The organism is Limnobacter thiooxidans, assembly GCF_036323495.1.
GTDB lineage: Bacteria > Pseudomonadota > Gammaproteobacteria > Burkholderiales > Burkholderiaceae_B > Limnobacter > Limnobacter thiooxidans.
Genome location: NZ_AP028947.1, coordinates 3,114,204 through 3,131,668 on the forward strand (window position 1 = coordinate 3,114,204; position 17,465 = coordinate 3,131,668).

Annotated in this window: 29 protein-coding genes; 3 read left to right on the top strand and 26 right to left on the bottom strand. The window is 51.5% G+C overall.

What is annotated here, in order from left to right:
• Positions 1-85: 85 nt before the first annotated feature.
• Positions 86-757: a c-type cytochrome gene (locus tag RGQ30_RS14130; protein WP_338284529.1), complete on the bottom strand. Its 672-nt coding sequence runs from the start codon at positions 755-757 to the stop codon at positions 86-88.
• 141 nt (positions 758-898) lie between these two features.
• Between RGQ30_RS14130 and yihA the strand changes: the two genes are divergently transcribed.
• Genes yihA through RGQ30_RS14145 form a run of 3 tightly spaced genes read left to right on the top strand, consistent with a single transcriptional unit; the run spans position 899 to position 3,611 of the window.
• Complete coding sequence (yihA, locus tag RGQ30_RS14135; RefSeq protein WP_130557606.1) at positions 899-1,555, top strand: ribosome biogenesis GTP-binding protein YihA/YsxC; 657 nt, start codon at positions 899-901, stop codon at positions 1,553-1,555.
• A gap of 15 nt (positions 1,556-1,570) precedes the next feature.
• Positions 1,571-2,566 (top strand): porphobilinogen synthase, encoded by a 996-nt coding sequence (hemB, locus tag RGQ30_RS14140; protein ID WP_130557605.1) that lies wholly within the window; start codon positions 1,571-1,573, stop codon positions 2,564-2,566.
• Positions 2,567-2,570: 4 nt separating this feature from the next.
• Positions 2,571-3,611: a magnesium transporter CorA family protein gene (locus RGQ30_RS14145; RefSeq protein WP_130557604.1), complete on the top strand. Its 1,041-nt coding sequence runs from the start codon at positions 2,571-2,573 to the stop codon at positions 3,609-3,611.
• 6 nt (positions 3,612-3,617) lie between these two features.
• Here RGQ30_RS14145 and dsbD read toward each other — a convergent pair whose 3' ends face one another.
• The 25 genes from dsbD to rplP all read right to left on the bottom strand — a co-directional run bounded on the left by dsbD (position 3,618) and on the right by rplP (position 17,452).
• Positions 3,618-5,531, bottom strand: a complete 1,914-nt coding sequence (gene dsbD, locus RGQ30_RS14150; protein WP_130557603.1) for a protein-disulfide reductase DsbD — start codon at positions 5,529-5,531, stop codon at positions 3,618-3,620.
• Positions 5,528-5,857, bottom strand: a complete 330-nt coding sequence (cutA, locus tag RGQ30_RS14155) for a divalent-cation tolerance protein CutA (RefSeq protein ID WP_130557602.1) — start codon at positions 5,855-5,857, stop codon at positions 5,528-5,530. Before cutA ends, dsbD begins: the two co-directional genes overlap by 4 nt.
• Positions 5,858-5,874: 17 nt before the next feature.
• Positions 5,875-6,639, bottom strand: a complete 765-nt coding sequence (locus RGQ30_RS14160; protein ID WP_130558030.1) for an ABC transporter permease — start codon at positions 6,637-6,639, stop codon at positions 5,875-5,877.
• On the bottom strand, positions 6,632-7,561 hold the full coding sequence (locus RGQ30_RS14165; RefSeq protein WP_130557601.1) for an ATP-binding cassette domain-containing protein: 930 nt from the start codon (positions 7,559-7,561) through the stop codon (positions 6,632-6,634). The genes RGQ30_RS14160 and RGQ30_RS14165 overlap by 8 nt, the downstream gene beginning before the upstream one ends.
• A gap of 168 nt (positions 7,562-7,729) precedes the next feature.
• Positions 7,730-8,128 (bottom strand): 50S ribosomal protein L17, encoded by a 399-nt coding sequence (gene rplQ / locus RGQ30_RS14170; RefSeq protein ID WP_130557600.1) that lies wholly within the window; start codon positions 8,126-8,128, stop codon positions 7,730-7,732.
• Between the two features lie 33 nt (positions 8,129-8,161).
• Entirely contained in the window at positions 8,162-9,142 is a 981-nt protein-coding gene (locus RGQ30_RS14175) for a DNA-directed RNA polymerase subunit alpha (protein ID WP_130557599.1), read from the bottom strand.
• A gap of 72 nt (positions 9,143-9,214) precedes the next feature.
• Positions 9,215-9,838 (bottom strand): 30S ribosomal protein S4, encoded by a 624-nt coding sequence (gene rpsD, locus RGQ30_RS14180; protein ID WP_130557598.1) that lies wholly within the window; start codon positions 9,836-9,838, stop codon positions 9,215-9,217.
• A 75-nt stretch (positions 9,839-9,913) separates the two neighbouring features.
• A complete protein-coding gene (gene rpsK, locus RGQ30_RS14185) occupies positions 9,914-10,309 on the bottom strand; it encodes a 30S ribosomal protein S11 (protein WP_008249418.1) in 396 nt (131 codons plus the stop codon).
• Positions 10,310-10,336: 27 nt separating this feature from the next.
• The gene (rpsM, locus tag RGQ30_RS14190) at positions 10,337-10,702 is read right to left on the bottom strand and encodes a 30S ribosomal protein S13 (RefSeq protein ID WP_130557597.1); all 366 of its coding nucleotides are present in this window, start codon (positions 10,700-10,702) and stop codon (positions 10,337-10,339) included.
• A gap of 15 nt (positions 10,703-10,717) precedes the next feature.
• On the bottom strand, positions 10,718-10,831 hold the full coding sequence (rpmJ, locus tag RGQ30_RS14195) for a 50S ribosomal protein L36 (protein ID WP_008249416.1): 114 nt from the start codon (positions 10,829-10,831) through the stop codon (positions 10,718-10,720).
• A gap of 24 nt (positions 10,832-10,855) precedes the next feature.
• Entirely contained in the window at positions 10,856-11,074 is a 219-nt protein-coding gene (gene infA, locus RGQ30_RS14200) for a translation initiation factor IF-1 (RefSeq protein WP_008249415.1), read from the bottom strand.
• A gap of 3 nt (positions 11,075-11,077) precedes the next feature.
• A complete protein-coding gene (secY, locus tag RGQ30_RS14205) occupies positions 11,078-12,406 on the bottom strand; it encodes a preprotein translocase subunit SecY (protein ID WP_130557596.1) in 1,329 nt (442 codons plus the stop codon).
• A gap of 11 nt (positions 12,407-12,417) precedes the next feature.
• A complete protein-coding gene (gene rplO / locus RGQ30_RS14210; protein WP_130557595.1) occupies positions 12,418-12,852 on the bottom strand; it encodes a 50S ribosomal protein L15 in 435 nt (144 codons plus the stop codon).
• Positions 12,852-13,034: a 50S ribosomal protein L30 gene (rpmD, locus tag RGQ30_RS14215; protein WP_130557594.1), complete on the bottom strand. Its 183-nt coding sequence runs from the start codon at positions 13,032-13,034 to the stop codon at positions 12,852-12,854. Before rpmD ends, rplO begins: the two co-directional genes overlap by 1 nt.
• Before the next feature lie 2 nt (positions 13,035-13,036).
• Positions 13,037-13,561: a 30S ribosomal protein S5 gene (gene rpsE, locus RGQ30_RS14220; RefSeq protein WP_008249411.1), complete on the bottom strand. Its 525-nt coding sequence runs from the start codon at positions 13,559-13,561 to the stop codon at positions 13,037-13,039.
• A 9-nt stretch (positions 13,562-13,570) separates the two neighbouring features.
• Entirely contained in the window at positions 13,571-13,933 is a 363-nt protein-coding gene (gene rplR, locus RGQ30_RS14225) for a 50S ribosomal protein L18 (RefSeq protein ID WP_130557593.1), read from the bottom strand.
• Between the two features lie 18 nt (positions 13,934-13,951).
• Complete coding sequence (gene rplF / locus RGQ30_RS14230; protein WP_130557592.1) at positions 13,952-14,485, bottom strand: 50S ribosomal protein L6; 534 nt, start codon at positions 14,483-14,485, stop codon at positions 13,952-13,954.
• Positions 14,486-14,497: 12 nt separating this feature from the next.
• Positions 14,498-14,893: a 30S ribosomal protein S8 gene (gene rpsH, locus RGQ30_RS14235; RefSeq protein ID WP_130557591.1), complete on the bottom strand. Its 396-nt coding sequence runs from the start codon at positions 14,891-14,893 to the stop codon at positions 14,498-14,500.
• A 12-nt stretch (positions 14,894-14,905) separates the two neighbouring features.
• Positions 14,906-15,211 carry a 30S ribosomal protein S14 gene (gene rpsN / locus RGQ30_RS14240; RefSeq protein WP_130557590.1) on the bottom strand — a complete coding sequence of 102 codons (306 nt, stop codon included), beginning with the start codon at positions 15,209-15,211 and terminating at the stop codon, positions 14,906-14,908.
• Positions 15,212-15,219: 8 nt separating this feature from the next.
• Positions 15,220-15,759 (bottom strand): 50S ribosomal protein L5, encoded by a 540-nt coding sequence (gene rplE, locus RGQ30_RS14245; protein ID WP_130557589.1) that lies wholly within the window; start codon positions 15,757-15,759, stop codon positions 15,220-15,222.
• A 10-nt stretch (positions 15,760-15,769) separates the two neighbouring features.
• A complete protein-coding gene (rplX, locus tag RGQ30_RS14250; protein WP_130557588.1) occupies positions 15,770-16,084 on the bottom strand; it encodes a 50S ribosomal protein L24 in 315 nt (104 codons plus the stop codon).
• A gap of 7 nt (positions 16,085-16,091) precedes the next feature.
• Positions 16,092-16,460: a 50S ribosomal protein L14 gene (rplN, locus tag RGQ30_RS14255; protein WP_008253348.1), complete on the bottom strand. Its 369-nt coding sequence runs from the start codon at positions 16,458-16,460 to the stop codon at positions 16,092-16,094.
• A 108-nt stretch (positions 16,461-16,568) separates the two neighbouring features.
• Positions 16,569-16,841: a 30S ribosomal protein S17 gene (rpsQ, locus tag RGQ30_RS14260; RefSeq protein WP_130557587.1), complete on the bottom strand. Its 273-nt coding sequence runs from the start codon at positions 16,839-16,841 to the stop codon at positions 16,569-16,571.
• Positions 16,838-17,032 carry a 50S ribosomal protein L29 gene (gene rpmC / locus RGQ30_RS14265; protein ID WP_008253344.1) on the bottom strand — a complete coding sequence of 65 codons (195 nt, stop codon included), beginning with the start codon at positions 17,030-17,032 and terminating at the stop codon, positions 16,838-16,840. The genes rpsQ and rpmC overlap by 4 nt, the downstream gene beginning before the upstream one ends.
• 3 nt (positions 17,033-17,035) lie before the next feature.
• Positions 17,036-17,452, bottom strand: coding sequence for a 50S ribosomal protein L16 (rplP, locus tag RGQ30_RS14270; protein ID WP_130557586.1), 417 nt, complete (start codon positions 17,450-17,452; stop codon positions 17,036-17,038).
• Positions 17,453-17,465: the final 13 nt, after the last annotated feature.

The following is a 17,465-nucleotide window of genomic DNA, read 5'->3' on the forward strand; positions in this document are numbered from 1 at the left end:
CCGTTGTTTTATGCCTAGTACTTCTCGCCCGAAAAAAAAGGGGCTACCGTTTAGCCCCTTTTTGACAAGCAGTTGCGTCAAATGTTCAACGCAAACCTGCGATGTAATCTGACACTGCCTTCATCTCCTTGTCGGACATCTTGGCGGCAATCACGCTCATCTGCTCACTGTTGTTACGAACACCATCACGGAATGCAACCAACTGGCTTTCCGTGTACTGGGCATGCTGGCCACCCAAGCGCGGATACTGTGCAGGAATGCCGGAACCTGTCGGGCTATGGCAACCCGCACAAGCCGGAATTTTTTTGTCTGCAATACCACCGCGATAAATCTTTTCGCCCAAAGCCAAGGTGTCCTTGTTTTTAGCGGCGCTCAAAGTTTGCTTCTGCGAAGCCAGATAAGCCGACACGTTTTTCATATCTTCATCGGACAATCCAGCAGCAAATGCTGCCATGATCGCGTTTTCGCGCAATGGCTTTTCACCGTTTTTACCGGCTTTGAAATTGGACAACTGCTTGTACAGGTACTCAGCGTGCTGACCCGCAATTTTTGGATAAATCGGTGCTGAAGCATTGCCGTCTGCGCCATGACAAGCCACGCACTGTTGCATGATTTCATTGCCTTTGGCCAAATCCGGCTTGAACACTTCCGCGGGGCCGGCAGCGTAAGCCACAGACATCGAGAACGTCAAAGCGGCAAACATGGAACTCAGTTTTAACATCATCGACTTGTTCGGCGTCGTCAGCTTGGTCAGCATGGTCAAACCCATCAAAAAGTTGTAAAGCAACCCAAAAATTTGCATCCGCTCAATTCAGGCGGGGTGCGGCGCACCAGCAAAGTTTCCACAAACCCTAGATTATAACCACTCAAGAGCCACTCTTGCATCTAAAATGTGGGCATGACAATCAATTTCCACAACACGCATTTCGAGATCTCCGCATCTCGCATGGTCGAATGCCCGGGCGCCAGCGTCCCCGAGATCGTTTTTGCCGGGCGCTCCAACGCCGGCAAGTCCACGGCCATCAACACCCTGTGTAAACAACGGCAATTGGCTTATGCCAGTAAAATGCCGGGCCGCACACAGCTTTTGAACTTTTTTCATGTCATTGAGCAGGCTGAGCCAATTGCCCGCCTGGTGGACCTGCCCGGTTACGGTTTTGCCCAACTGGCCCAGACCAGCCAAAGCGTGTGGGACAAGGAACTGGGCAGCTACCTCGCAGACCGCCCAAGCCTTGTTGGCTGCGTCCTGATCGTGGACTGCCGCCGCGGCCTGCTTGAACTGGATTACGCCCTCATCAAGTGGGTAGGCCATCGCCAATTGCCCGTTCACATCATGTTGTCCAAGGCAGACAAATTCAACCGGCAGGAACAGGTTCTCGCGTTGCGTGCTACCCAAAAAGCACTCGACCCCTATCGGGTCAATGGCCATGAAATCACGGTGCAACTGTGGTCGGCCTTGAAAAAAATAGGCATGCTTGACCTTGAAACCCAACTGTCCAACTGGGTTCGCCCGCCTGTGGCTGACCTCGACCCCGAAATCAACCCAGTACCCTGACCGCGACCACACACCATGACCCAGCATTTGTACCATCGCCCCCGTCGTTTGCGTCGAACCGACGCACTGCGTCGACTGGTTGCCGAACACACCTTGAGTGCAGCCGACTTCATTTATCCGGTGTTCGTGGTGCCCGGCAGCAACACACGCGAACCAGTGGCCTCCATGCCGGGTGTTGAACGCCTGTCACTCGACTTGCTGTTTGCCAAAGCAGAACAATGTCTCGAGCTGGGCGTGCCTGTCATGGCGCTTTTCCCGGTTATCGAATCGGAGAAGAAAACTGACGACGGCATGGAAGCAGTGAATCCAGAGGGTCTGGTGCCCCATGCAGTGCGCGAACTGAAAAAACGCTTCCCCGAACTCATGCTGCTGACAGACGTAGCGCTTGATCCCTTCACCAGCCATGGGCAAGACGGTCTGATAGACGACTCCGGCTACGTGCTCAACGATGAAACAGTGGAAATGCTACAGATGCAGGCCTTGGTCCAGGCCCAGGCTGGCGTAGACATCGTCGCCCCCAGCGACATGATGGATGGGCGCATTGGTGCCATTCGCGAAACACTCGAAGCCAACAGATGCATTCACACCAGCATCATGGCCTACTCCGCCAAGTATGCATCCGCATTTTATGGCCCGTTCCGAGATGCCGTAGGCTCCAGTTCAAACCTGGGAAAAAGCAACAAAAAGGTCTACCAGATGAACCCGGCCAACTCCAATGAAGCGCTTCTGGAAGTGGGTATGGACCTGGATGAAGGCGCGGACATGGTGATGGTCAAACCAGGCATGCCCTACCTCGACATTTTATGGCGCGTGAAAGAAAAATTCGCACGCCCCACCTTTGCGTACCAGGTCAGCGGTGAATACGCCATGATCAAGGCCGCTGCGCAGAATGGCTGGCTGGACGAAAACGCAGTGGTCATGGAATCGCTGCTGGCATTCAAGCGCGCGGGTGCAGATGGTATTTTGACCTACTTCGCACTCGACGCGGCAAAACTGCTCAAGCAAGGTTAAGCACATGGGCATCTGGACGCACCTGAATTCTCAGGAGTTGAAGAGACTCAAAGAGACGCCAGACAACCTGCCCGAGGATGGCTTTCTGTGGCTGGATGCATCACTGGACGAGGAACTCGCCTGGATGCCCAGCGTGGAAACCTTGCTGGGATTCAAGCTGGACGAACTTCATCACGAAGATCTTCGGAACACCTTCCATCCCAGTCATTTTGACATCGGCGACGGTTATAGCATCCTGATCATCAGGACCCTGTCCAACAAGCCCTTGTTCGACGACACCAACCGGCTCAGCATCAAAACCCGACCCGTATTTTTTATCATCACGCCCAAACTGCTGGTGACACTTCGCCCCAAAGACAGCCCCGCCTTTTCACTCGCCAGTCAGTTTCTGGACAAAGCCTCATCGCGCAATGTGGAAGAAATCGAAAGTTTCCTGAAGTTCAAGCGAGCTCCATCTGACCCCAACGAACTCATGATTCAACTGGTCAGCAACATGGCAGACCGGTTTCTTGAAACCCGAATGGAAATCTCGGATCAACTGGAGCGCTGGCAACGCGATCTGCTGAACCCACGCAAACGCTTTCAGGACTGGAATGCCCTGCTCGCGGCAAGAAACGAAATGAACCGGCTTGAATCGGTGGCGCAAGACCAGCGCGACGCATTGACTGACTGGCAGGAGGATCTGGAGCGTGAAAGCCGAATGGCGCCATCCCTGCAAGTCAACGCACGTGACACACTTGAGCATCTTGAACGCGTGGTCAGCCAAACCCGTCGATTGGGCGCCAATACAGAAACGGCAGTGCAGCTTCACTTCTCGGCCATGGCCCACAAAACCAATGAAATTGTCACAGTGTTGACCATGATCACGGCACTGTTCATGCCACTGACATTGATCACCGGAATTTTCGGCATGAACTTCGTTCAAATGCCGTTACAAGACAATCCTGAAGGTTTCTGGATTACCTTGGGACTAATGGGTATCTCCAGCCTGGTATCTGTCGTATTGATTTTCTGGTTCACGCGGCGCAACCACATGGGGAAATAGAAGCCCTCAAAGTTTCAGGCCGGGTCGAACTTGTTCCAGTGTTTCACCAAAACGCTGCGCATTCTGAAACCCGATCACCTGGTGGATTGCACCTGTTTCACCGGCTGGAAAAAACAGGATGGCCGGAGGACCGAACAGCTGGAACTCCTTGAGCAACAATTGATCCGACTCGGTATTGTCAGTGACGTCCACCTGAACCAATCGAATGCCATCCAGCTTCGCCTTGACCGCTGCATCCGTCAACGTAAACAGCTCGAACTCCTTGCAACTCACGCACCAGTCTGCATAGAAATCCAGCATCACAGGCATGGTGCTCGAATCAATCAGGGCAAGCGCGGCTTCGCTTTTCACCTTCTCGAATTCAGGCTTGCTACTGGACACCCCAGCAGAAGCCGACCCCAGCAGACCAGACACTTGGGTGCCCGCTCCAGCCAAAGGCTGCAAAAGATTGTTGGAGCCCGAGAACAAGCCCATCATGTAAATCAGCGCCAACAAGGTCAGCAGCAAACCCAAGGCCTTGCTCAACACTTTAGCGCGCGAACCCATGGTCACCATGCTGGTGGCCCCATGAAACAGCGCTGCCGCGGCCGTACAAGCCAGCACAGCCCACGCAGCCATGATGACCCAAACCGGTGTAACGGGGGTAATCGTCCACACCGCCACAGCCAACAGCACGAATCCAAAAGCAGCAGATACCCAGGTCATCCAGGCTCCGGCCTTAGGCAATGCCGCACCTGCACCGGCTGCAAACAATACCAGGGGCAGCCCCATACCCAAGGCCAACAAGAACAACGCAGCGCCACCCAACAGCGCATCACCGGTTTGACCAATGTAAAGCAACGCGCCTGCAAGGGGCGGGGCCACGCAGGGTCCCAGCAGCAACGCTGACAAAACCCCCATAACCAGCACCGGCACGAACTGTCCGCCCTTCAAGCGACCTGTTTTCTCCTGCAACCACGATTGCAAGCCAGCGGGTAGCTGCAATGAATACCCCATCAGCAGCGCGAGGCCAAGCAAGGCCAACACGCCCCCGAAGCCCCACAACACCAGCGGTTGTTGCATCGCCATCACCAGGCTTTGACCAGTCAAACCAGCCAACACGCCCAGCAAGGCATAGGTCATGGCCATGCCCAACACGTACACCAACGCGAGCGCCATGGGCTTGGCCCGCCCACTGTTGCCATTACCCACCTGCTGACCTACCACCAGGCTGCTCAAAATTGGCAACATTGGCAATGTGCACGGCGTAAATGCCAATAACAAACCCAGACCAAAAAACACGGGTAACACGACAACCCACGATTGCGCAGCCAGACGGCTTGCCAAATCACCCGCCTCATTGGCAGGCAGGGCTGGCACCACAGATTGCCCTGCGGCCGACACGTCAGCTTGCTTGCCACCAAGCAAACCCCCCATGCCACCGGAACCCAACATTCCCTTAAGTAATCCATTGTCCCTGAAAGTCACGGGGGTACTCATGGGCGGATAACAAAGCCCCGCGTCTGCGCATCCCTGCGACACCAGCACTGCGCTCGCTTCCTTGACCGCCAGCTCACCCAAGCTGTAACGGATCTGAAATGCCATACTGCCTCTCAAAGCCTCGATGTCCTGATTGAGAAACTCGTCAAACTTTCGTTCACCCTTGGGCAGCTCCACCCATTCCAGCAAGGGCAGACCCTTTGGGTTTTCGAGCGCAAACCGCTCCCGGTACAGGTAATAGCCGGGGGCAACCGTTGCCTGTACGTCAATCAGGCAATCCTTCTCACAGGCGGAATCTTGAATGCGCAAATCAAACTGAAAGGCTTCTTCCGGGGCCAAAAAATCGTTGGCCTGCGCTGTTGGCGCATTCACCAAAAAAATGGCATACAACAGAACCAATATAAAACTGGCATATCGCAATACTTGCTGAATGGCGCTCATGATGCACTGCCCTGTGTTGAAGCAATCCAGTTCAGGTAGGGCAAATGCCCGTCCACAATTGGAAGCACGATCAATTCGGGCAAATCATACTCGTGCAATTCCACAATGACTGCCTTCAGTTTTTCGACCTGTTTTTCAGAGCATTTCATCATCAACATCCATTCAGGCGTTTGTTCCAACTGCCCTTGCCAAAAATAAACCGACTCAATTGGGCCCACAATACTCGCGCAGGCTATACCACCACTTTCCACAAGTTGCCGGGCCAGATTGGTGGCTTTGGTCTTTGAATCCACTGTCGTATAAGCCACAAAGCAATTTGTGTTCATGTTCTCGTCTCCGCCCCTTAGCCCTTTGGTTTGAAACGTCGCTCTGTCAAATAGATCGCCAAACCGATACCCGATGCTGAATAGACTGCCATCTGCATCAAAAGTGCTGGCAAGGCACTGAAATCTCTTGCGTAAATACCGCGTAATGCGTCGACAACCACGGAAAGTGGCATGTAGTCAGCAATGATTTGCAGCCATGAAGGCAACTGAGCCCGTGGAAAGAACGCGCCCGACAAAAAGGTCATCGGCGTCACCACCAGGGTGAAATAAAACATGAAAAAATCGTAACTGGGTGCCCGGGCATTCACACACAAGCCAAAACCGGCAAACATCAAACAGGCCAACACCAGGACAAGCCAAGCAAGTAACCAAAACTGCAAGTCGCCAATGCCCAGCAACGCAATAATCAACAACATGGCACCCGTGCTGATCAATCCCTTGCTGGCTGCCCAAGCGCACTCACCCAACACCACCTCACGCAAACGCACAGGGGTATTCATGATCACTTGCCAGGTTTTCTGTGTATGCATCCTCGAAAATGCAGAGTACAAGGCTTCAAAGGTTGGTGCGTTCATCGCGCTGATACACACAGCGCCAACAGCGAGATAATTCAGATAGGGCATACCGCCCACATCTGGCAACATTGAACCCAATCCAAGACCAAAGGCCATCAAGGCCATGACAGGATCAACCACGTTGCCCAACAAGGAAGGCAAAGCAAGCTTGCGCCAAACCATGAAATTCCGGCGCCACACCTGTACCACTGCATGGACATTAATCATCACGCAAAGCCCTGCCAGTCAGGCTAAAAAAAACATCTTCGAGATTGCCCGGGCGATAGATGAAGTCAACTCCCATTGGATTTGACTCCTTGAGCCCAGTGAACACGATGTCGGCACAATGATTCTTGAAATAGTAATTCGCACCCCGTTGCTCAACAGGCATGGGATTGGCCTGTTGAATGGATGCCACACAGGCATCTGCACCAGCACCCCACAACTCCAAAACTGCGTAGCCCACAACATCCTTGATCAAGGCAGAGGGCTTGTCGCACACGACAATGTTGCCGTGATCAAGAATGGCAACGCGATCAGCCAACCGCTGCGCCTCGTCCATGTAATGCGTGGTCAAAAACAAAGCCACACCCTGCTTCTTCAAATCCACCAAACGATCCCAAATAACATGCTTGGCTTGCGGATCAAGCCCTGTGGTGGGTTCATCAAGAAACAAAACCTTGGGCTTGTTTATCAGGGCACGCGCCAGCATCAAACGCCGACGCATGCCACCGGATAGCGTAGCAACAGAGTCGGTGCGCCGGCTTTGCAGTTGGGCAAAGTTCAGCAACTCCTCCGCGCGTGCGCGCAGCTTCGCACCGTGAAGACCGAAATACCGGCCAAATACCAACAGATTTTCAAATACCGTGAAATCAGGATCCAAAGCGTCGTACTGTGGCACTACCCCCACCTCCTGTCGGGCCATATGGCCAGATCCCGGCAGGCTCAACCCCAACAGCTCAACACGACCACTGTCAGTTTCCGACAAGCCAAGCGCAAGTGAGATCGTGGTTGATTTACCGGCGCCATTGGGTCCCAGTAAAGCAATGCATTCACCTGAGGCCAAAGAAAGGGACAAGCCCTCCAATACAGCACGGCCCAAAAATGACTTTCTGACGTCAACAAGTTCCAACACCGTTGAATCACTCACCACATTAATTCCCACGCTTGTTGCAATGTCCATCTTGAAAAATCAAAAAGCCGCATTAGCTGGTGCTAATACGGCTTTTCGATTGAATGATCACACTGAAAGAAACCTGCCTAATTCGCCTGTTCTGACAAGGGTGCCAGCACAAACTAAAAGTCAGATTTAAAAGAATCAGGCCTGCTCTTCAGCGATCTCAACGATTTCTGCTGTTTCTGGACGATCAACCAATTCAACCAAAGCCATTGGTGCATTGTCGCCCTTGCGGAAACCAAACTTCAGAACACGCATGTAGCCGCCGGGACGTGTTGCGTAGCGAGGACCGATTTCATCAAACAGCTTGATCACCATTTCACGGTCACGCAAGCGGCTGAATGCCAGGCGCTTGTTGGCCAATGTAGGTGTCCTACCCATCGTAATGATAGGCTCGGCAATCTTGCGCAGTTCTTTGGCCTTGGGCAACGTTGTTTTGATCACTTCATGACGCAACAAGGCGTTGGTCATGTTTCTAAACATAGCAAGGCGGTGGCTGCTGGTGCGATTTAGTTTACGCAATCCATGACGGTGACGCATTTTAAATATCCTTCAATCTAACAAACGCTAAGCTCAGGGCTTATCGAGACCGGCTGGTGGCCAGTTTTCCAATTTCATACCCAGTGTCAAACCGCGTGCGGCCAACACCTCCTTGATCTCATTCAGTGACTTGCGACCCAGGTTAGGGGTCTTCAGCAACTCATTTTCTGTGCGCTGAATCAAGTCGCCAATGTAGTAAATATTCTCTGCCTTCAAGCAATTCGCCGAGCGAACAGTCAGTTCCAGGTCATCAACCGGACGCAGCAAGATAGGATCTACCTGCGGCGCACGCTGAGAAACCTCAGGCTCTGCCGTGTTTTCCAAGGCGGCAAACACTGACAACTGCTCAACCAAAATGCGTGCTGCCAAACGAATGGATTCCTCGGGCGACAAGACACCGTTGGTTTCGATTGACATCACCAAGCGATCCAAGTCTGTACGCTGCTCAACACGTGCGCTCTCTACTGCGTAGGAAACGCGCTTTACCGGGCTGAAAGAAGCATCCAGAACGATACGACCAATGGCCTTGCTTGGTTCATCAGGAAAACGACGAACGGAACCAGGCACATAACCACGGCCTTTCTCGACCTTGATCTGCATGTCCAGCTTTCCACCCTGTGAAAGATGAGCAATCACGTGGTCAGGATTGATGATTTCGACATCATGGGGCAGCTCAATATCACCAGCCGTCACAACGCCTTCACCATCACGCTTCAAGGTCACAGTCACTACATCGCGTGACTCAAGCTTGAAAACAATCCCTTTCAGGTTCAACAACAGGTCAACAACGTCTTCCTGTACACCATCCAATGTCGAATACTCGTGAACCACTCCAGCGATTGACACCTCTGTAGGTGCGTATCCAATCATGGAGGACAGCAACACGCGACGCAACGCGTTGCCCAAAGTGTGGCCGTAGCCACGCTCAAACGGTTCCATCACAACTTTTGCGCTGTTGGGGCCGACTGTCTCGACTTCAACAATGCGCGGTTTCAGCAAACTGGCATTAAACATTCAAAATCCTTTTCAGTACCCTCGGCTCGTTACACCGATAAGGCTGGGGATCGCTCGGATCAGTTAATCGAATTAACGTGAGTACAATTCAACGATCAAGCTTTCGTTGATCTCTTGTGACAAGTCCGCACGGTCTGGAATGCTCTTGAAAGAGCCTTCAAGCTTCTTTGCATCTACGTTAACCCACAGAGGGAAACCCATCTGTTCGGCCAAAGTTACAGATTCAACAATGCGAGCCTGCGTCTTGGACTTTTCGCGAATAGCGATCACGTCATTCAACTTCACTGAATAGGAAGGAATGTTAACGGCTTTGCCATTCACGAGAATTGCCTTGTGGCTCACCAACTGACGTGCTTCGGCGCGTGTAGAGCCAAAACCCATGCGGTAAACAACGTTGTCCAAGCGGGATTCGAGCAACTGCAACAAGGTTTCACCTGTGTTGCCTTTGCGGCGGGAAGCTTCGGCAAAATAGCGGCGGAATTGCTTTTCCAACACGCCGTACATGCGCTTCACTTTTTGCTTCTCGCGCAGTTGCTGACCGTAGTCAGAGGTGCGAGCACCCGAAGTGCGACCATGCTGACCTGGCTTGGAATCCAGTTTGCACTTGGAATCAAGACTACGACGTGCGCTTTTCAGACTAAGGTCTGTGCCTTCACGACGTGACAACTTACATTTTGGACCTGTATATCTAGCCACTTGAAACCTCTTTCATTACGCGATGTGAATCGCTTCAGTTCGCCAATTAATATGACGAACAATGGTCTTAAAAAATTAGATGCGACGACGCTTGGGAGGACGACATCCGTTGTGTGGGATCGGAGTGATGTCAGAAATACTGGTCACTTTGATACCCAATGCATTCAAGGCGCGTACGCTGGACTCACGGCCGGGGCCTGGTCCTTTGATTAGCACTTCAACTGTCTTGATACCGCATTCTTGTGCAGCCTTTCCAGCCACCTCAGCAGCGACCTGAGCAGCAAAGGGAGTGGACTTTCTTGAGCCCTTGAAACCCTGTGCACCCGATGTAGACCAAGCCAAAGCATTGCCCTGGCGATCAGTGATCGTGATGATGGTGTTGTTGAATGAGGCGTGTACGTGCGCAATACCGTCAGAAATATTCTTTTTGACTTTCTTGCGTGCGCGGTTATTCGCTGTTCCTTTGGCCATTTGGCTAACCTTCCTATGATTACCTGATTATTTCTTCAGTGCGATGCCAGCACGCTTCGGACCCTTGCGAGTGCGAGAATTCGTGCGTGTGCGCTGACCACGTACAGGCAGACCTTTACGGTGACGGAAGCCGCGGTAGCAACCCAAATCCATCAAACGCTTGATGTTCATGGTCACTTCACGACGCAAATCACCCTCAGTCAGGTACTTGCCCACTTCGTCGCGCAGCTTTTCCAAATCTGCGTCGTCAAGATCCTTGATCTTCTTGGACTCAGGAATGGAGGTCACTGCACAAATCTTCTTGGCGGTGGAACGACCAATGCCGAATATAGCAGTCAGACCGATAACGGTATGCTGGTGGCTTGGAATGTTAATGCCGGCAATACGAGCCATTTAAATCCCCTTTTATTAACCTTGACGCTGCTTGTGACGCGGCTCGGAACAAATTACGCGAACAACGCCTTTGCGCTTGATCACTTTGCATTTTCTACAAATCTTTTTCACAGAAGCCTGAACTTTCATGGCGTAACTCCAAAAAGAACCAATTCACTTGGCTCGAAAAACAATTCGTGCCCTGGACAAGTCATACGGTGTCAACTCAACCGTCACCTTGTCACCAGGAAGGATGCGGATGTAGTTCATTCGCATTTTTCCTGATATGTGACCGAGCACCACGTGGCCATTTTCCAATTTCACTCGAAAAGTGGCGTTAGGGAGGTTTTCTACTACCTCTCCCTGCATTTGGATAACGTCGTCTTTAGACAATCACTACCTCGTTAATCCAGAGCCTTTGAAGCTTGATTTCTTCAAAAGGCTGTCGTATTGCTGGGACATCACGTAGGCCTGAACCTGAGCCATGAAATCCATCGCAACAACTACAATAATCAACAGAGACGTACCGCCGAAATAGAACGGCACACTCAATCCCAAAACCAGAAACTCAGGAAGCAAACACACCAAGGTGATGTAGGCAGCCCCAATCAGAGTCAAACGAGTCAGCACCTTATCGATGTAACGAGATGTTTGCTCACCTGGACGAATTCCTGGCAAAAACGCACCACTTTTCTTCAGGTTGTCTGCTGTCTCCCTGCTGTTGAACACCAATGCAGTGTAAAAGAAGCAGAAAAACACAATCGCTGTGGCATATAACAACATGTAGAGAGGATGTCCGGGAGAAAGAGTCTGAGAAACTTCCTTCAGGAAACCAACTACCGCACCATCACCGGAACCAAACCAACTTGTCAAAGTCGCAGGCAACAAAATAATACTGGAAGCGAAAATTGGTGGAATTACTCCCGCCATATTCAACTTCAACGGCAAGTGCGAAGTTTGACCTTGATAGATCTTGTTACCCACTTGTCTCTTGGCATAATTCACCGTGATCTTCCGTTGGCCACGTTCCACGAACACAACCAGATAAGTTACGGCGATTGCAAGCACAACAATCAACAATGCGACCAAAGAACTCATCGCACCGGTCCTGACCAGTTCAAACAAACCACCAATCGCGCCGGGAAGACCCGCAGCAATACCTGCAAAAATCAGGATGGATATACCATTGCCCAAACCACGCTCAGTGATCTGCTCTCCAAGCCACATCAAAAACATGGTGCCTGTTACCAGAGACACAGCCGTAGTAAAACGGAACGCCATACCTGGATCAATCACCAGCCCAGCCTGTGATTCAAGTGCAATGGAAATACCAATGGCTTGAAAAGTGGCAAGGAAAAAAGTGCCGTATCGGGTGTACTGGGTAATCTTGCGACGCCCTGCCTCACCTTCCTTCTTCAACGCTTCCAATTGCGGAACCACGACGCTGGCCAACTGCATCACGATAGATGCCGAAATATAGGGCATGATACCCAGGGCAAAAACCGTGAAGCGGGAGAGAGCACCACCCGAGAACATGTTGAACATGCCAAGAATGCCGCCCTGCTGGCTGTCGAACAGCTGCTTCAACTGAGAAGGATCGATTCCAGGGACTGGAATATGTGCGCCAATACGATACACAATCAGAGCCAGCAACAAGAACACAAGACGCTTGCGCAAATCAGTGAACTTGTTGGATGACGCTAATGTAGATGGGTTAAAGGCCACGCGATGCTCTCTTAAGCGTTAATGGAGCCGCCAGCGGCCGCGATGGCCTCGGCTGCACCTTTCGTTGCCTTGATGCCGTTCAATACAACGGCACGCTTGATCTCACCAGCCAGGATTACCTTGACCGCGAGAGTCTGGGCGGGCACAAGGCCAGCCTGTTTCAGCGTCAAGATGTCCACTGTATCAACAGCCAATGTATCCAGATCAGTCAAACGAATCTGTGCGTTGAATGCCGCAGTACGTGAGGAAAAACCACGCTTGGGCAAACGACGATGCATAGGCATCTGACCGCCTTCGAAGCCAACCTTGTGAAATCCACCGCTACGTGACTTCTGACCCTTGTGACCGCGACCAGCAGTTTTACCCCAGCCAGAGCCGATACCACGACCCACACGCTTGCGGTTAAACTTACTGCCCGGGGCGGGTGCAAGTGTATTCAATTCCATTATGCAGCCTCAACTTTCAACAGGTATGAAACCTTGTTAATCATTCCACGCACTTCGGGTGTATCAACCAGCACGCGGCTGTGATTAATACGACGCAGACCCAAACCACGCACGGTAGCGCGGTGAGTTTCTTTGGTGCCGATAATGCTCTTAACCAACGTGACTTTTACGGATCCGCTCATGATCAAGCCTCAAATAACTTTTCAACTGACAGGCCGCGCTTGGCAGCGATCTCAGCTGGGGTTTGCAACTTGCCCAAAGCATCCAGAGTTGCGCGAACCAGGTTATAAGGATTCGACGAACCGTGGCTTTTGGCCACGATGTTGCGAACACCCACAACTTCCAGAACAGCGCGCATTGGGCCGCCGGCAATAATGCCAGTACCTTCTTGCGCTGGAGCCAGGAACACCTTGGAGGCGCCATGCTGGCCGTACACAATGTGATGGATGGAGCCATCACGCAGTGACACTTTTTCCATCTGGCGACGAGCCTGCTCCATGGCCTTTTGAACGGCCACTGGCACCTCGCGGGACTTGCCCTTGCCCATACCCACACTGCCATCACCATCACCAACAACTGTCAGTGCAGCGAAGCCGAGGATACGACCACCCTTAACAACCTTGGTCACGCGGTTAACCGCGATCATTTTTTCCTTGAGGCCGTCATCACGCGCTTCAGGCGCGGCATTTTTACCTTGCATTCTTGCCATGATCACTCCTTAGAATTTCAAGCCAGCTTCACGCGCAGCGTCAGCCAGTTCTTTAACGCGACCATGGTAGGCAAAGCCTGAACGGTCGAAAGCAACTTCGCTGATGCCAGCAGCCAACGCACGCTTGGCAATTGTGGCGCCAACCAAGGCAGCAGCTGCCTTGTTAGAGCCGGACTTGCCATCCAGCTGGGCACGCAAATCCTTGTCGTTCGTTGATGCAGCAGCCAAAACCTGACCACCATCCGCAGAATGAACCGCGGCATAAATGTGGGAATTGGTACGGAACACACACAAACGGGTAGCACGAGCAAGTGCAATACGACGTCTGGTTTGTTTTGCACGACGGGCACGTGCTTCTTGTTTAGTTTCCATGATTTACCTCTTGGCGCCTTATTTCTTCTTGGTCTCTTTGATAACCACACGCTCATCCGAATAACGCACACCCTTGCCTTTGTAAGGCTCTGGTGGACGATAAGCGCGGATTTCCGCAGCAGTCTGACCAATCACTTGTTTGTCGGCACCCTTCAAGATGATCTCGGTAGGTGTTGGCGTTTCGGCCTTGACACCTGCGGGCAATTTGTGAACTACAGGGTGAGAGAAACCCAGCGCCAGGTTAATGGAATCACCCTGAACTGCGGCTTTGTATCCCACGCCTACCAACTGAAGCTTGCGCTCGAAGCCCTTGCTTACGCCGTTGACCATATTGGCCAACAACGCACGGGCCGTACCGGCCTGCGCATTGGCATCAGTTGTATCAACCACTGGCTTGACAGATAGAATGCCATTTTCAAAAACAGGCATCACCAAAGTATTCACATTCAGCTTCAGTTCTGCGCTTGCGCCCTTCACCGAAACCTGCTGACCGTTAATGGTCACCTGCACACTTGAAGGCACAGAAATGGGAGCTTTCGCTACTCTAGACATTTCATTACCCCTTTAAGCCACGTAGCAGATAACTTCGCCGCCGATACCAGTGGTACGGGCCTTGCGATCAGTCATCACGCCTTTGGAAGTTGAAACGATTGCAACACCCAGACCGTTCATCACCTCAGGGATCTCGTCTTTACCTTTGTAAATACGCAAACCAGGCTTAGAAACGCGCTCGATCTTTTCAATCACGGGGCGACCCGCGTAGTACTTCAACTCAATTTTCAAAACAGGTTTTGCTGATTCACCCACGATTGAGAAACTCTCAATGTAGCCTTCATCCTTCAAAACTTGTGCAATAGCTACCTTCACCTTAGAGGAAGGCATCTCAACCGAAACCTTGTCAACGCCTTGAGCATTGCGAATGCGGGTCAACATGTCGGCGATTGGATCACTCATACTCATAATTAGAACCCCTTACCAACTTGCCTTAGTGATCCCAGGAATCTCACCACGCATGGCAATTTCACGGATCTTGTTACGGGCCAAACCGAACAAACGGAATGTGCCGCGGGGACGACCAGTCAATTCGCAGCGGTTACGCTGGCGAGTCGGGTTCGCATTTCTTGGCAGTGCTTGCAACTTCAAGCGTGCCTCATAGCGCTCTGCCTCACTGACAGATTGGTCTTTCACGATCTTGTTCAAGGCATCGCGCTTGGCAGAATACTTCTTCACCAAGGCTGCGCGCTTTTTCTCACGATTAATCAAAGATAATTTGGCCACGTCACACCTCAGTTACGGAACGGAAACTTGAAAGCGGTCAACAAAGCCTTGGCTTCATCATTTGTCTTCGCTGTCGTAGTTACGCTGATGTTAAGACCCCGAAGCGCGTCGATTTTGTCGTACTCGATCTCAGGGAAAATAATCTGTTCTTTGATGCCGATGTTGTAGTTACCCCGACCATCAAACGACTTGCCAGATACACCACGGAAGTCGCGAACGCGCGGGAAAGCAACTGTTACCAGACGATCCAGGAATTCATACATGCGCTCGCCACGCAATGTAACCATACAACCCACTGGATAGCCTTCGCGAATCTTGAAACCCGCAATCGCCTTCTTGGCCTTGGTTACAACAGGCTTCTGACCCGCAATCTTAGTCAGATCACCAACAGCATGCTCGATAATCTTCTTGTCGTTGACAGCCTCACCAACACCCATGTTCAGGGTGATCTTGGTAATGCGAGGCACTTCCATCACAGACTTGTAACCGAATTGCTTGGACAGCTGCCCAACCACTTCGTTTTTATAAAACTCTTGAAAACGTGACACGACGGCCCCCTTAGTTTGCCAACTGAGCACCGGTTTTCACCAGAACTCGCACGGACTTGCCATCAACTTTCTTGACAGCTACACGAGATGGCTTACCTGTCTCTTTGTCAAACAAGCTGACATTGGACTGGTGGATAGGCATTGTCTTGTCAACAACACCACCAACATCTCCCTTCATAGGATTAGGCTTCTGATGCTTCTTGACGATGTTCACACCCTCAACCAGGAGGTATTCATCGTTCACACGGGAGAGCACTACGCCCTTCTTTCCCTTGAACTTGCCGTTAAGCACCAGCACTTCATCGCCTTTGCGAATTTTGTTCATAATTCCCTCACAGAACTTCTGGAGCCAAAGACACGATCTTCATGAACTTCTCATTGCGAAGTTCGCGTGTCACTGGGCCAAAAATACGGGTACCGATGGGCTCTAGTTTTGCATTGAGCAAAACCGCTGCGTTGCTGTCAAACTTGATCAACGCACCATCAGGGCGACGAACGCCCTTGGCCGTACGAACGACCACTGCGTTATAGATCTCGCCTTTTTTGACGCGACCACGAGGGGCCGCATCCTTAATGGACACTTTGATGATGTCTCCAATGCCCGCATAACGGCGCTTGGATCCACCAAGTACCTTGATGCACATTACAGAACGCGCACCCGTGTTGTCGGCTACATCTAGCCGTGATTGCATTTGTATCATGGATTGTCAAACCAACTTAGCTGCTTTCGCAACCAGTTTTGGTCCCGCATGGGTTGAAAAGATAGCCTGCTATAATAGCAGGCTTGAATTACTTGAGCAAGACAAAAATCAAATGATTTTTGCTTTCTCCAACACTTTGGTCACACTCCAGGATTTTGTCTTGGAAATTGGGCGACCTTCACAAATCTCAACCAGATCACCTTCTGCGACTTCATTGCTTTCGTCGTGTGCAGTGTACTTGTGGGATTTGACAATATACTTACCGTAAATCGGGTGCTTGATGCGGTTTTCCACCATCACAACAACTGATTTCGTCATTTTGTCACTAACTACGCGACCAACCAAGGTGCGCTTCAAACTTACTTTCGCTTCGGTGCTCATGCGGACCTCTTCGATTGAGTCATCACAGTCTTAACACGTGCGATGTCTTTACGTACTTTTGCCAACTGGGAGTTGTTGGTCAATTGCTGCGTTGCAGCCTGCATGCGCAATGAAAACTGCGCACGCAACAACTCTTCCAACTCTTTCGTCAATTCTGCAGCGCTTTTACCGCGCAATTCAGAAGCTTTCATTTATTAACTCCCAATCTGACGTGTTACGAACACGCAAGGAAGAGGCAACTTGGCCGCTGCAAGACGAAACGCCTCACGTGCCAGCTCTTCACTCACACCGTCCATTTCGTAGAGCACCTTACCTGGCTGAATCTCAGCCACGTAAAACTCGACGTTACCTTTACCATTACCCATACGAACTTCTGCAGGCTTGTTGGTAATCGGCTTGTCCGGAAACACGCGAATCCAAATCTTACCGCCACGTTTGATGTGGCGAACCATTGCGCGACGGGCAGATTCGATCTGACGTGCAGTCAATCGACCACGGCCAGTGGACTTCAGTCCGTAAACGCCAAAAGACACACTTGCACCACGAGTGGCCAGACCGGTATTGCGGCCTTTGTGCTCTTTTCTATATTTGCGACGTGATGGCTGTAACATCATGCGCTCCTAG